The following is a 14,736-nucleotide window of genomic DNA, read 5'->3' as shown; positions in this document are numbered from 1 at the left end:
TAGATGCATTTGTCAAGCTGCGAAAAACTGGTTGGGAAAGGTGATCCCAAAAAGCTGGGAGGCGTATACAAGGATAGAAGAAAGAGCAAATAGTCTAAAAGAGATGATGAAAGCACCCATCACGCGCCTCTGAGAATGTTGTAAGCCAGGCTGGCTACTCCTCCTGAAACATCTGCTTATGGGCAGCGCTCATGTGTTTATGACAAAAGGCGGTTATCTGCGCTAACTTGCCAATAACGACCACGCTATCTCCCCTGGTGATGAGCAGGCGCTGTGTAGGAGTGCTCAATATAGACCCGTCGCGCTTAAGCGCTACCAGCACCACCCCCTGGTGCAACAGCGTATTCTGGGCATCTCGCATTGTTTGACCAATAATTTTCGCCGTTGGCGCAAGCTCCACCTCTTCAACCACCAGGTCTCCAGTCTCAGCTTGCATGATCGCTTCAAAGAGCTCAACCATGGCTGGCTCAAAGACCAGGTTGGCCATATAGTGTCCGCTGATCGTGTAGGGCGAGAGCACGCGGTTCGCCCCTGCTAGCTTCAGTTTGATCTTGGTTTCGTCGCGATTGGCGCGGGCCACAATGAATAACTCACGCTTGAGATGACGCGCCGAGAGGGTGATCGAAATATTGTGCGCATCATTATCGGTCGCCACCAGCACGGTCCGCGCATGCTCAATGCCTGCCTCGCGCAAGATATCATCCCGCGTCGCATCCCCCTGGAGAGCCAGGTAGCCACGTTGCAGGCAGGCCTGAATATTCTGCTCATTCTCATCGACCACAATAAAGACCTTCTGCTCCTCTGTGAAATCCTCGGCTATCTGCGAACCAACGCGCCCAAAGCCACAGATAATACAATGGTTGCGTAAGGCCCCGATTTTTCTATCCATGAGATGCCTCCTGACCGCCTGGTTAAAATGTCCCTCGATGATAAACTCCATGCCCGCGCCAAAGGTATAGAGGAGCGAACCGACGCCAAAGACGACGATAAATAAGGTAAAGATGCGACCAGCCTCGGTATCTGGATGCGAGCTACTACCTATTGTGGCCATCATATCCACAGTGGTATAGAGGGCATCGAAGAAGGAGAGCTGCTCAATCTCCATATACCCAACCGTGCCTCCAATAAGCACAGTCAGTACCAGTACAATCGCGATACGCAGGTGCCGAAAGGATGGCACCCGCGAAAAACCACGCGAGCTGGGTGTAGGCGCATGTAACGAGCGTTTACGGATCATTGAATAGCACCAATCACTCAATCAGGAATGACAAAGATTCGGCTTGTGTTCTATAATCTAGAGAATTGCAGAGAAATGGATAAAGGAACTTATGGGAGAATGAATCGACAATTCTATCATACACACACCGTTCGCTATGATGAATGTGATAGCTATGGCTATCTCACTCCAGCGGCATTCTTACGCTATATGCAAGAGATCGCTTCTCTAGATGCTGAGGACATACAACTGGGAGGGGAGGGCTACTGGATCGTAAAGAGGACCGTTATTTCCTTCGCGGCTCCGATCAAGATACATACCAAACTTGATTTAAAGACCTTTGGCATGGGCTTCACACGCATTACTGCACAACGCGGCTACGCGGCCTACCTGGCGGGCGAACCACACGATACGCCTGTAGTTAGCGCGCGCACGCTCTGGGTCTATGTGGACAAGCGTGGGCGCCCTACGCGTATGCCCGAAGGCACAGCCGAAATATGGCTACCGGATGGTCCGCAACCTCAGCAGCCAGAGGCACCACTACCCCCTTTTCCCGAAAGCGAGCCACACCGCTCTGAGGCTACAGTACGCTTCTCCGATACTGATTTAATGCAGCACATGAACAACGCAGCCTATGTTGAGGCATTGGATAATGCCGCCTGGGAGGCCTATGCGCAGGCTGGCATTACGCCCGACAAGGCCATGCCCCGGATCCGCTCCTACGACATCGAATATACCGAAAGCATTCGTTTTGGCGAGCAATTCGCAATCCAGAGCTGGTTCGACCCCTGGCCTACGGCTGGAGAGGAATTCAGCCGCCTGCAACGCATCACGCGCAACGGAACCGTGGCGGTACGCGCGCACTCCCGCTGGCTCTGGCATGCTCAAGAACTTTAACATGGTGAATGAGGTGGTGATGGCGGGCTGGCTCTGCCAGCCCGCCATCACCACCTCATTCACCATGCTCTCTTAGCCAGGCAATCAGATCGGCATCCAGGCGAGAGCGGTCATGCTCAAACTGGCTATCATGGTGGTAGCCGGGATAGTCCTTCCAGGTCTTATCGTGACTGGCCAGGTGCTCGTAGAGCTTCCGGTTGGTCTCAATAGAGACAGCGGCATCATCTTCAGCCTGTAAGACAAGCGCGGGGATCGTGACCTGCCTGGCCCGGGCGAGCGCCGCGAGACGCATCTGCAAGACCTGAACGAGCATGACCGCTGTCTGCCGCTTCCCCCAATAGACATCCGCCTCCAGCATCCGTATAGCTTCAGGATTGATTGTCATTGACTTCGCGCCATCACCAACCGTCCAGTAGCGCCGGGAACCCAGGAGACCCCCCACGAGGATTTGCAGCACGACCAGCGAGGGAACCTTCGCCGTGTCCTGAATCCAGGAGTTGAGCAGGATCACTCCGGCCAGATCCTCGCCGTGTCGAGCCGCGACATAAGTGGCAAAGAGGCCACCCATGCTATGTCCCAGGAGATATATAGCCGCCTCTGGGTGACGCTTGCGTATTTCGGCGAGCATAAATACAACATCATCTATATATGTGCGATAGCGATCAATATGACCAGCCATTCCACCCGAGCGGCCAAAACCGCGATGATCCATGGCATAGACCGTAATGCCCTGCTCAGCCAGGACATTGCCCAGGTCAATATACCATCCACTATGTCCGCCGAGTCCATGCAGGATCAAGAGCACGCGCGTGGCATGCTCATTGACCCAACCACGTACAAAATGGGGACAACCGTCCGCCGTGAGCAGTGTCTCGGTAATCGCACGCACATCAGGGATCTCTCGCATGACGCCCCAATCACCCGGCGCCTCTGGCTGAAAAGACATATTCAGACCTCCTCAAAGCAGTACGAGCATCCCGGGCGCACGCTCCTGGTATTATATTTGACCAATCAAGCGAGCCAGGCGCTCTCGTTCCTCTTTGGCATTTGCCACAACGATGGGCATCACCAGCAATTCATCCAGGCCGGATGCCAGTAGCTTCTTTAAGTGCTCCGTAATCGCGGCGTCATTCCCTGTGACAACCATGTTCTCAAGCAACGCGTCACTCAGCTCACCCTCGGGCGAAACGGGGAAACCCGCCTCGGCAAACATGCTGACATAGAAGGGCAAATGCCCATAGTACCCCAATTGCTTGCGCGCCGCCGCGTTCACCGCCTGCCGCTCCTGGCTGAGGGCCACCGGAATATGCGCCACCAGGGGTGGGACCGGGCGTCCAGCCTTCGCAGCCCCGGCTCTTAGCGCTGGCAAGGCCTTCTCAAGCAGGTAGGGAACCGGGCAAACCCAGGAGAGTGCGCCATCGGTCAGCTCACCCGCCAGGCGAAAAGCCCCCTCGCGCAAGGCAGATATCAGAATCGGTGTATGCGGCGCGCGTGGAAGTGTGCCTTTGACCGTAAAGAAGCGCCCCTGATGCTCAACTTTACCATCCCAGAGCGCCGCACGCAAGATAGTCACATACTCACGCAGGTGCTCCTGTGGGCTATGCATAGGGATACCATAGCCTCCCTCAATAATCGGCCGATGGCTTGGACCCACACCCAGGCGCAAACGCTCTGGAGCGATGTCACTTAAGGCCAGGGCTTGCTGCGCCAAAGCCAGGGGATGACGTGGATACGTGGGCACAATAGACGTTCCCATGCGAATACTCTGCGTCTGCACCGCAGCAGCTGCGAAGATGGTTAGCGTATCGGGAGACAGTCCCCCTTGCGTCATCCATACCTGGCGCACTCCAGCCTTTTCAGCCGCCACAATCGCGGCAATAGCCTCAGATGCGGTGGCGCCCAATACCGCCAGCCCTACGCGCTCACGGGTGGTTTTCTCTTGTGTTGACATCTCATGTATTTCCTTTCAAGCCTTGTAATCGAGAGTAAATGTGTTGTAATACTGGTAACAATCATACCAATACCCTTATTCTACTAGATTGGATGGTATACCTTGGCCTTTAGCTTTCTTCACCACCTGGAATGTCCGCGCTGTCACGCAAGCTATGATCCAGATACTCAGGCGCATCTCTGTACCTGTGGCTCACCCTTGCTCGTACGCTATGACCTGGAGGCTGCAAGCAAGCAGCTCGAAAAGCAAGAGTTACAGAGGCGTGAGCCCTCGCTCTGGCGCTATCACGAGCTGCTGCCAGTTCGCTCACCAGAGAATGTCGTCACCCTGGGCGAAGGCATGACGCCACTTATTCCCCTCAAGCGCCTGGGGGCACAGCTAGAGATGCCTAATCTCTATGTAAAAGATGAGGGTGTGATTCCTACGGGCAGCTTTAAGGCGCGCGGCGCCGCTGTGGGCGTGTCACGTGCCAAAGAACTGGGCGTTAAAACCCTGGCCATGCCAACCAATGGCAATGCCGGAGGCGCCTGGGCGACCTATGCCGCGAGAGCGGGCATCGAGGCCGTGATCGTCATGCCCGAGGGAGCACCAACCATTACGCGTAATGAATGCGCCATCAACGGCGCGAGACTCTTCCTGGTCAATGGCCTGATCAATGACGCGGGAGCCATCGTCGGGCGTGGCGTCAAGGCCCATGGCTGGTACGAGGCCTCGACCCTCAAGGAACCATACCGCATCGAGGGCAAGAAGACGATGGGCTATGAACTCGCGGAACAGTTCGCCTGGGATGTCCCCGATGTCATTCTCTACCCCACCGGTGGCGGCGTAGGCATCATCGGTATTTACAAGGCTCTGCGCGAGCTACAGCAGATGGGCTGGATTGGTGAACGCCTGCCACGGCTGGTCGCGGTTCAGGCCACGGGTTGTGCTCCCATTGTCCAGGCCTGGCAGGAGGGCAAGCCTGACTCCCAGCTCTGGCCTAACTCGCGCACCATTGCCTTCGGCATCAACGTCCCCAAGGCCCTGGGCGATTTTCTCGTGCTCGAGGCGGTCCGCAACACCGATGGTTGCGCCATCGCCATCAGCGATGAGGAGCTGCTCCAGGCTCAATCCAGGCTGGCCGCCACGGAGGGTCTCTTCGTCTGCCCCGAGGGCGCTGCCACCCTCGCCGCCGCGGAACAACTACGCGCCAGTGGCTGGATCAAAGCAGACGAGCGTGTAGTCCTGCTCAACACAGGCACGGGCCTTAAATATCCCGATACGGTCCAGGTAGAGGTCCCACTACTCCAGCCGCAGGATGACCTGCCAGTGGCTTAAGAAAAAAGTGCAGCAAAAAGGGTGTGGGTGGAAAACTGAGCCTCGCTCAGTTTTCCACCCACATCCTTTTTGCTGCACTTTAACAATTGACAAGCAAGAATCCTATACGGTATAGTTAATAAGGATATTATTAGTATCTTGATAAACTAAGTCAACATATTTTGCGGGTAGCGGCATAAGAGCATGAGCGCAAAGGGGCGACTTGCAGGCTTCCATAGAGGGAACGGAGTGTTGATTTAGGTCATAACGATGACAGGCTATCCTGATAGGCATATAGGTAAACGGAGTTCCTGCATGAAGCTATTGCTCAGTTGCATTTCCACGCAACACTCGACGCTCAAACAACACTGGACTCAGACGCGGGAGGAGACCTCCTGCCCGCTGACCGTCCTTGGAAGCAAACAGAAGCCTGGGGGGGATCTCGGCGGCTTAGTCTGCCTTATCGATGATCTGGGGGCCACACAGAAGGTGCTCAACCTGAGCATGGCGGCTGGGCTGGCACCATTCGAGAAGGATGTCCTGGTCACCACCTTTGATAGCATTCACCGGGTTGATACGCAACTGCAAACCCTTCAGAGCGATTTTATTAGCTCTCCGCTCTTCAATGCCCTACACTCTGTCTCACGCACCCGGCGCGGCTATCTCGTCGCCAGCACAGGCATTGACCTCCTGGTCGAGTTCAGCCCCACGGGCGAGGTGCTCTGGACCTGGTGGGCCACCGACCACGGCTTTACCCACACCCCTACAGGCGAGCTACGTGAGCTTGACAAAGAAGCTGATCACCGGACCATCAAATACGGCACGCTCCAGCAGACCACGCATGTGAACTCGGTAGCCGAGCTACCCGATGGGCGCGTCCTGGCGACCCTCTTCCACCAGGGTACGGTTATCGCCATTGATCGCGAAAGCGGGAAGTGGGAGACCATCCTTGAAGGACTAGACCATCCCCACTCGGTACGCATCCTGGATGAAGAGCATTTTACCGTCGCCGATACTGTCCACGGCAGAGCCTTGCTCGTACGCCTCAATTCCTCCGGTCACGGCACCACGATTGAGGAAGAGGTGGATGCAGGCACAAGCTGGCTTCAGGATTGCAGCTACAACGCGCAGCATAACGCCTGGGTGCTTGTCGATGGCAAGCATACACGCATCCTCCTGAAGCGTGGACGCAAGAATGGCGAGGTCGCGCAGCAAAACATTGCTCAATTCGACCTCAATCCCGAGTGGCGTCTCTACGAAGCCTACGCCTTCTAGCATAAGAACCCATATATTTTTCTATCAAGGAAGAGAGTCAAGCATGGCAAATACAGGATTTACGATCTGGTTTACAGGCCTCTCCGGGGCCGGGAAAAGCACCCTCTCCGATGCCCTTGAGAAGCGCCTGCGACAGCATGGACGCAATGTTGAGATTCTCGATGGCGACATCGTACGCACCCACCTGAGCAAGGGCCTGGGTTTTAGCCGCGAGGACCGCGATACCAATATCAAGCGCATCGCCTTCGTCTGTGGCCTGCTCACACGCAATGGTGTAGTGTGCATCTCCGCCGCCATCTCGCCTTATCGCGAGGCTCGCGAGTGGGCGCGTCAGGAGATCGGCAACTTTGTCGAAATCTACGTGAAATGCCCCATCGAGGTCTGTCGCGACCGCGATGTCAAGGGTCTCTACAAACTGGTGGACGAGGGCAAGATCAAGAACTTTACCGGCGTGGATGATCCCTATGAGGAGCCAGAGCATCCTGAATTGATCATCGAGACCAATATCGAGACTATCCAGGAGAGCGTGCAGCGCATCCTGCACAAACTCGTGGAGCTAGAGTACCTGGATGCCAGCTATCTCGAAACACCAATTTCAACCCTGTAGGGGCCAAGCTGGCTTGGCCTTAGTCCGAGCAAGCTCTGACCCTACGACATCGCACCCATAGTATTCTTATTTAGAGTAAAGGCAGGATAGATACTCATGACAGACGGCTTGATTGCTCCTCATGGCGGTACATTGATCATCAACCTCGCCAGCCAGGCCGAACAACAAGAGCTTCGTGAACGTGCCCAGGCGCTTCCTCAGATCGTCATCGGCTCGCGGCAGCTCGCGGACCTGGAACAACTGGCGAATGGTGCCTATAGCCCCTTGAAGGGCTTTCTCAACCGCGCGGATTATGAGAGCGTCGTAAACACGATGCACCTCAGCAATGGTCTTCCCTGGTCTGTACCCGTTACCCTGGCAGTCTCAAGCGAGCAGGCTGAAAAGCTCCAGGAGGGTTCCGAGGTCGCACTCTTGGATCAGGCAGGCGAATTACAGGCTGTACTGACGTTGGAAGAGAAGTATACCTATGATAAGCGGCACGAGGCACGCCAGGTCTACCGCACCGAGGAAGAGGCCCATCCAGGCGTCAAGGTTGTCTATCAGCAGGAAGATGTCCTGCTTGGTGGCCCCGTACGCATCGTGTCCTTGCAGCAGCAGAACTTCGCGCAGTATCGCTACACGCCCACGCAATCACGCCAACTCTTCGCCGAGCGCGGCTGGAAACGCGTTGTAGGCTTCCAGACTCGCAATCCAGTGCATCGCGCGCATGAGTATATCCAGAAATGCGCCCTGGAAACCGTGGATGGCCTCTATCTGCATCCCCTTGTTGGTGATACTAAGAGCGATGATATTCCCGCCGCTGTACGTATGCGCTGCTACGAGGTGCTGCTGGAGAACTACTATCCGAAGAATCGTGTCCTTCTGGGCGTGCTCCCGGCCTCGATGCGCTATGCCGGCCCACGCGAGGCTATCTTCCACGCCTTAATGCGCAAGAATTATGGCTGTTCACACTTTATCGTGGGCCGTGATCACGCGGGTGTCGGCAACTACTACGGCACCTATGACGCGCAGAAGATTTTTGCCGAATTTGATCCCGCCCTGCTCGGCATTACACCCATTTTCTTTGAAAATGCCTTCTTCTGTCGTGAGTGCCAGTCCATGGCCTCACAGAAGACCTGTCCGCATGGCACGGAACAGCATGTGGCCTTGAGCGGAACAAAGGTGCGCCAGTTGCTGCGTGAGGGGACACTCCCACCACGGGAATTCTCGCGTCCAGAGGTCGCCCGCATTCTTATCGAGGCCATGCGCGAACCCGTGGCGTAAGGACGCGCCACATACCTGCTCTGTGACAAATACGACGGCGTATGCGAAGCAAGCTTTCACCTAAACGAGTTCTCTTTACTCTATTAAGATCTTATTCCAAAACCCAACATCACTAGCGTGACCAGCGCTTCGCGCTCAGGGTTTTCGGATAAGAAGTAACTTTTTTCAAGGAGTAATCAAAGGAATGAAACAGAAGCTCCCACACAGCTGGAGTATCCTGGCCCTGTTTGCTTTGCTCGCCGTTGCTCTGCTTGGATGCGCCGGGCAGGACGCGAATGCCAGCAGCAATGGCAAGGTCACGGTCCACCTGGGGTATTTCCCTAATATCACTCACGCGGTCGCGGTTGTCGGCGTACAGCAAGGGACGTTCGCCAAGGCGCTTGGATCAAACGTCACCTTGCAAACCACGACCTTTAACGCGGGACCCGCGCTCATCGAGGCCCTCTTCGCCAAGAGCATCGATATCGGCTATGTCGGTCCCAATCCGGCCATTAATGGTTATATCAAGAGCCAGGGTTCAGCGCTACGCATCATTGCCGGGGCCGCCAGCGGTGGCGCCTCTTTCGTGGTACAACCAAATATTAAGACGCCCGCTGAGCTGGCTAATAAGAAGCTGGCCACGCCTCAGCTCGGTAATACTCAAGACGTTGCACTGCGCAACTACCTCCAGAATCATGGTCTGCAAAGCACCGATAAGGGTGGCAATGTCCAGGTTATCCCAACCGATAACGCCAATATTCTCTCTCTGTTCAAACAGGGCAAAATCGATGGCGCCTGGGTGCCTGAGCCTTATGCCACCCGCCTGGTGGTTGAGGGCAAGGGCAAGGTTCTTGTCGATGAGCGCACCCTCTGGCCCGAGGGCCAGTTTGTGACGACCAATGTCGTCGTACGCAAAGCCTTCTATGATCAGCATCCCGACCTGGTCAAGAAATTCCTGGAGGCCCATGTCGATACCGTTGGCTATATTCAGAGCCATCCCGACGACGCCAAGAAGATCATCAACGGCGAGCTCAAGCGCCTCTCAGGCAAAGCGCTCCCACAAAATGAACTCGATCAGGCCTTTGCCAACCTGAGCATCACCTATGATCCACTGCCCAGTGCCCTGTACAAGGCCGCTGACCAGGCCTTCGCGCTCGGCTTTCTGGGCAAGAGCAAGCCCGATCTGAAGAACCTGTATCAGCTCAGCGATCTCAACGCGGTCCTCTCTGCCAAAGGGAAACCGACCATCTCTACCCCATAATTTCGGGTAGTAGGTGTGATGGATGCTGGCAGCCTGCGGCTGCCAGCATCCATCACACCTACTACCCCCGGCGAGCGCCGCAGGCGCGAGTCGTTATGCCAAAGGTGTGTGCAAGCTATAGCAGGAGGAAGAGAGATAATGCTTCGGCGCTCGCCAGTTATTGAGTTACCGTCCCAGCTCCAGAGTGTATCTGTAGAGCCTAATGGGATCCCTTTGAAAATAGAGCAGGTCAGCAAAACCTATGCTGGGCGAGCACAGGCCGTCGAGGCATTGCGCCCGGTCAACCTGGAGATTGAGGCGGGCGAGTTTGTCTGCTTTGTTGGTCCTAGTGGCTGCGGAAAATCGACCCTGCTCAGCATTATCGCGGGCCTGGAGAGCGCCAGTAACGGTACGGTCTGGGCCAGCAATAAGCCCGTGCAGGGGCCGGGTACCGACCGCGTGCTGCTCTTTCAGGAGGCGGCGCTCTTTCCCTGGCTCGATGTACGCGGCAACGTCGAGTTCGGCCTGCGCCAGGCTGGTCTCCCCGCGAAGAAACGGGCCTCGCTCACACAGAAGTTCATCAACATGGTCCACCTGACTGGCTTCGAGAAGAGCTACATTCATCATCTCTCGGGTGGCATGCGCCAGCGTGTGGCTATCGCGCGCGCCCTGGCCATTAATCCGGCTGTACTCCTGATGGACGAACCCTTTGGCGCCCTGGATGCCCTGACGCGCGACCGCATGTATGCTGAACTCGAAAGCATCTGGTCGGCAACACGAAAAACGATTGTCTTTGTCACCCATAACGTGCATGAAGCGGTGGCCCTGGGCGACCGCGTAGTCGTCTTCTCACCCAGGCCCGGCACGATTGTGCGTGACTTCCGCATTGATCTCCCCCGGCCCCGCTCGCTGGAAGATCATCGCCTGGTAGACCAGGCCGCCGAGATCCTGGCGGTTCTGAAGGATGCTATGGGAGAACAAGAGGTGGTACACAATGGCTAAGACGACCGCTCAACTTTCGACGCAGCAAACAGCGACACGTCCAGCATACGCGGCAATTGGTCCCTGGCTGCGCCGCCTCGTGTTCTACGCACTTTTACTCCTGGCGTGGCACATCATAGCTATCCTGAACATCTGGCCCTCCTATTCTCTGCCGGGTCCGCTGGCTGTGTTCGCCTCCCTGGTGGATGGCATCAGTAGTGGCCAGTATATCCAGGGTGCGCTGGTAAGTGTGCAAAGACTGGCGATTGGATACGCGATCTCGCTCGTACTAGGGGTAGCGCTAGGCGCACTCATCGGGCGCTTCCGCCTTCTGGAGGAGACCGTGGGTTCGCTGATCCTGGGCCTGCAAGCCCTGCCCAGTGTGTGCTGGCTCCCGCTGGCCATACTCTGGTTTGGCCTCACGGAACAAGCGATCACCTTTGTCGTCGTGATGGGTGCCCTCTTCTCGATTACACTTGGCGTCGTCAATGGCATCAAGAATACGCCCCCGCTGTATGTCAGGGCAGCGCGCACGCTCGGTACGCGAGGCATTCCCCTGGCCACCCAGGTCATTCTTCCGGCCGCGCTACCCTCTATTATAGAGGGACTGAAACAGGGCTGGACCTTCGCCTGGCGCTCATTGATGGCCGCTGAACTGATTTATGTCTCGCTAAGCCTGGGCAACCTGCTCAACAACGGGCGTGACCTCTCCGACGCCTCTCAGGTCATAGCCGTTATGCTCATTATTATCGTCATCGGCGTGGCAATTGATACGCTAATCTTCGCCAACATCGAACGCGGGATACGCGAACGCCGTGGACTCCAGGGCTAAATACAGCTTTTTATAAGCATGAGAAAGGCATTACACCTCTATGCGCGTGGTTTTGACGATTGCTCGCTCCATTCGCGACGTATACATCCTCATCGGCGTATTCGCCACGTTTCTGGTCGCGCTGGCCCTGCACTTCGCCGCGACCTGGAGTGCAAACGTGGCGCAAACCTGGATCGCGCAACCTGGACATTTGATCGCAGTCCTCATCTTCATCGATGGCCTCTTTGTCTGCTGGCAATTTACCGAGAGCATCGCCCAGGACCGCCACGATACCCGAGGCTGGCATCGCTGGGCTACGATTGTCCTGGTCACAGGCGTGCTGCTGGCGGTGATCGGCGTCGCGCTAGCTCTCTATGCCACACCGATCACCTGGAGCACACTGCTCTTTCTCATGGCCGCCTCGCGCCTGCTCTTCATCCTCATTCCCTTTCTCCTGCTGGCTGCCCAGCAGACTCTAGAGGAGCGCCTATCAGCAAATAAGCACACGATCTAATGTATAAAGCCTGAGGACGCCTGAAGCCAAAGAGCAGGGAAGCGAACGCAAATGACACAGCAGTAATCGCCTGGCTTGGATGTGGGGACTATAGTGAATAGAGAGCAGTCAACTTACTACTATCTGGAAATGTGTGGTGATGAAGGCCTTCTTCCACATTTGCTATATACTTGGCGCACTCCTCAGTGCTCTCTTGCTGACAGGTTCCATTACTTCTCCCGCTTCACAGGCGTTAGCTCAGACGATACGCAGAGGGGCTGGCCTGACACCTATTGAGCAGAACTCGGTCACGATTCTTGTCCTGGATATGTCAGGCTCGATGAGCGCGAGCGATCCCGCTGGCCTGCGCTGCTCGGCGGCCAATGCCTTCATCGATCTAAGTGGACCCAGCAACTATATCGGCGTTGTGGCCCTCGATGGCAATGGCGCGACCGGCGGACCGCATAATTTTCCCCTGGCTCAAAGCTGGGCCACCCCCGGCGAGATGGCGACGCCCTTGCAGCGCCAGGCTCTGCAAAAGACCGTCACTGAGCAATCACATCACTGCCAGCCCGATAGCACAACACCGACCTATGATGCGCTACACAGAGCGCTTCAGATGCTCCAGCAGGCTACTCAAGACCAGCCGCGCGCAGGCTCGGTCGTGCTCTTAACCGATGGCAATCCTGATCCAGGCACGAATGACCAGGTGAATGCCATTCAGAGCGAGCTTCTCCCACAGTTTAAGCAGCACAATTGGAGCATCGATACCATCGCGCTGGGCAATAACGCCCCTATCCAGGCCGGAACGCCCTACCACTCATTCCACGAGTTTCTCAGCGGCCTCGCCAATGCGACCTCGGGCAAGTTCTATGACGATGCCAACGGGGTTATCCAGGGCCAGCCCTCGCCCCTGAATATAGCGCCCTTCTTTGTGGATATCTTCGCCCGCCATAATCATCGGACGGTCGGCGATGATATCGGGCTAACCCAACCCAATGGCAGCATCAGCCGTGCCTTCAATGTGACCAGCTATACTGATAACCTGGACGTAGTCGTCATTAAGGATCAACCAGGTACTACAGTCGCGCTCCAGGATCCGCAGGGGCATAGCGTCAGCGCACAACCGGGCGTCTTTGTCTCCAACGCTGACCCCCACTATGTCATCTACTCAATTGACCGCCCCCAGCAGGGAGATTGGAATCTGACCGTAACTGGCTCCGGGCGCTTCCTGATGAAAAGTTTAAAGGCTTCGTCGCTGGCACTCTCAGCCCTCGATATCTCACAGGCCAACCTGCAAAGCGGCGCACAATCAGCACTGGCCCTGGGCCAGCCCATCACGGTCAGCACTCACCTGACCTATCATGGTGAAGCAATCACCGATAATACCGTCTCACTCAGTGGTCATGTCGCCTACAACGGTACCGGGGGCCAGTATAGCCAGGACTTCGCGCTCAATAGCAAGGCAACGCCTGGGACGTATACCGGCACCATCTTTGTGCCTGAGAATGCCCCCTCAGGCTCCTACGATATCACGATCAATAGCTATAGCGTCAGCCTTGCGCACACGCTCAGCAGTCAGTTGCGCTCGCTGCGCCTCGAACATTTTCCCGAGCCCAACCTGCTCTCCCCAACAACGCAGCAACCGACCGATCAGGAGATTACAGTCCAGACAGTTGAGTGGGACCCGGCCCTGCGCCTGCTCTATGGCCTTCCATTCTCGCCCATAGAGTGGCTGAGCCAGTGGCCGCTCCAGGGAATTCCAGCTCAACCCGCCCCTTCGATCGAGGGGCAGACATTGCTGCGCCAGCAGGCATATGCTCACGCCCAGGTGCGGGCCGAGGCGATCCCGCCCAACGCGAAAGATCCAGTTCCCGTACAGGTACAAAGCCGCCAGGATGGACGCTTTGCGCTAACACTGCCCAATGCACAAAGTGGACCTTACCGCCTGCTCTTCCATACACGTGGGAGCTTCGCCGATAGCCATGGCGACTTCGGAACGATTCAGCGCTCCCTGCGCGTTGCCCTGGTCGCTCCCACCTGGCTCCAAACGCTGCGGGCCTGGTTGATTACTCTGCTCTATGGGCTGCTCGTGCTGCTCCTGGTGCTGCTCGTGCGCTATACACTCCTGCCTCATCCCTTCGGCGAGGTGCTGGTCAGCCAGGAGGGCGAGGCCGTGGGCAGTGTTCGCCTGCAACGCACGCGTCGCGGTCTCCTCCAGGCGCTGCTACATCCCCAGCTCCTGCGCTCACGCCAGGCTGGTCTCCCACCCGGCCTCCGCCTCCGCTTCAAACACGGTGGCGGTATCGAGGTCGCCAGGGATACTTCCGCCAACACCTCCTGGCACAAGAGTGATGGTGAGCCAGTCCAGCCAGCTTTCCAGGAGCTACACGAGCTACACTATCACCCTCCAGAAGAAGATCCAGGCGAGTCGATGGCTACCTATCATATTCAAGCCCGTCACGCTCCCGACACAGAGGAAATTGGTAAGCTATACGAAGAATCAAGTCGGCCCGACACCTCCTCTTCCAGGTCCAGCTGGCACCAGAAGAGGCGCAAAGCCGCACGCATAGACAACTATGAAGATGACATCTTTTAAAGTGGTGTATTCAGGAGAAAAGGCTTGTAGGGGCGGAGCTTGCTCGGCCTCCGAGCGCAGCGACTTGCCTGCGTCAGGGTGCCAGTCTGTGGGCCGAAGAGTCCATGCAAGCATGGACCCTACAAACT

Annotated in this window: 13 protein-coding genes; 10 read left to right on the top strand and 3 right to left on the bottom strand. The window is 56.6% G+C overall.

The genetic code is table 11. From position 1 onward, the window contains the following. Positions 1–154 precede the first annotated feature (154 nt). The gene (locus tag KTE_RS44420; protein ID WP_201393598.1) at positions 155–1,237 is read right to left on the bottom strand and encodes a TrkA family potassium uptake protein; all 1,083 of its coding nucleotides are present in this window, start codon (positions 1,235–1,237) and stop codon (positions 155–157) included. Between the two features lie 99 nt (positions 1,238–1,336). On the opposite strand from KTE_RS44420, the gene KTE_RS44415 reads away from it, so the two are divergent. Further along, entirely contained in the window at positions 1,337–2,113 is a 777-nt protein-coding gene (locus tag KTE_RS44415) for an acyl-[acyl-carrier-protein] thioesterase (RefSeq protein WP_201393597.1), read from the top strand. A gap of 55 nt (positions 2,114–2,168) precedes the next feature. Here KTE_RS44415 and KTE_RS44410 read toward each other — a convergent pair whose 3' ends face one another. After that, positions 2,169–3,059 carry an alpha/beta hydrolase gene (locus KTE_RS44410; RefSeq protein ID WP_201393595.1) on the bottom strand — a complete coding sequence of 297 codons (891 nt, stop codon included), beginning with the start codon at positions 3,057–3,059 and terminating at the stop codon, positions 2,169–2,171. Positions 3,060–3,110: 51 nt separating this feature from the next. Next, positions 3,111–4,064, bottom strand: coding sequence for an LLM class flavin-dependent oxidoreductase (locus KTE_RS44405; protein ID WP_201393593.1), 954 nt, complete (start codon positions 4,062–4,064; stop codon positions 3,111–3,113). Positions 4,065–4,166: 102 nt separating this feature from the next. On the opposite strand from KTE_RS44405, the gene KTE_RS44400 reads away from it, so the two are divergent. From KTE_RS44400 to KTE_RS44360, 9 genes are all read left to right on the top strand, one after another. Next, on the top strand, positions 4,167–5,381 hold the full coding sequence (locus tag KTE_RS44400; protein ID WP_201393590.1) for a threonine synthase: 1,215 nt from the start codon (positions 4,167–4,169) through the stop codon (positions 5,379–5,381). A gap of 294 nt (positions 5,382–5,675) precedes the next feature. After that, positions 5,676–6,635, top strand: coding sequence for a hypothetical protein (locus tag KTE_RS44395; RefSeq protein ID WP_201393588.1), 960 nt, complete (start codon positions 5,676–5,678; stop codon positions 6,633–6,635). Beyond that, positions 6,556–7,242 carry an adenylyl-sulfate kinase gene (gene cysC, locus KTE_RS44390; protein WP_255553074.1) on the top strand — a complete coding sequence of 229 codons (687 nt, stop codon included), beginning with the start codon at positions 6,556–6,558 and terminating at the stop codon, positions 7,240–7,242. Before KTE_RS44395 ends, cysC begins: the two co-directional genes overlap by 80 nt. Before the next feature lie 96 nt (positions 7,243–7,338). Next, positions 7,339–8,505, top strand: coding sequence for a sulfate adenylyltransferase (gene sat, locus KTE_RS44385; RefSeq protein WP_201393584.1), 1,167 nt, complete (start codon positions 7,339–7,341; stop codon positions 8,503–8,505). Positions 8,506–8,689: 184 nt separating this feature from the next. After that, complete coding sequence (locus tag KTE_RS44380; protein WP_201393582.1) at positions 8,690–9,745, top strand: ABC transporter substrate-binding protein; 1,056 nt, start codon at positions 8,690–8,692, stop codon at positions 9,743–9,745. Positions 9,746–9,883: 138 nt separating this feature from the next. After that, complete coding sequence (locus KTE_RS44375; RefSeq protein ID WP_201393580.1) at positions 9,884–10,726, top strand: ABC transporter ATP-binding protein; 843 nt, start codon at positions 9,884–9,886, stop codon at positions 10,724–10,726. Continuing rightward, the gene (locus tag KTE_RS44370) at positions 10,719–11,537 is read left to right on the top strand and encodes an ABC transporter permease (RefSeq protein ID WP_201393578.1); all 819 of its coding nucleotides are present in this window, start codon (positions 10,719–10,721) and stop codon (positions 11,535–11,537) included. The genes KTE_RS44375 and KTE_RS44370 overlap by 8 nt, the downstream gene beginning before the upstream one ends. 40 nt (positions 11,538–11,577) lie before the next feature. After that, positions 11,578–12,030, top strand: a complete 453-nt coding sequence (locus KTE_RS44365) for a hypothetical protein (RefSeq protein ID WP_201393577.1) — start codon at positions 11,578–11,580, stop codon at positions 12,028–12,030. Between the two features lie 139 nt (positions 12,031–12,169). Continuing rightward, a complete protein-coding gene (locus KTE_RS44360) occupies positions 12,170–14,608 on the top strand; it encodes a vWA domain-containing protein (RefSeq protein ID WP_201393575.1) in 2,439 nt (812 codons plus the stop codon). The last annotated feature ends 128 nt before the right edge of the window (positions 14,609–14,736 follow it).

The sequence above is a fragment of the Ktedonobacter sp. SOSP1-85 genome, from assembly GCF_016587415.1.
Taxonomy (GTDB): domain Bacteria; phylum Chloroflexota; class Ktedonobacteria; order Ktedonobacterales; family Ktedonobacteraceae; genus Ktedonobacter.
Note: the sequence above shows the minus strand (reverse complement) of the source record. Positions and strands in the feature narration are given on the sequence as shown.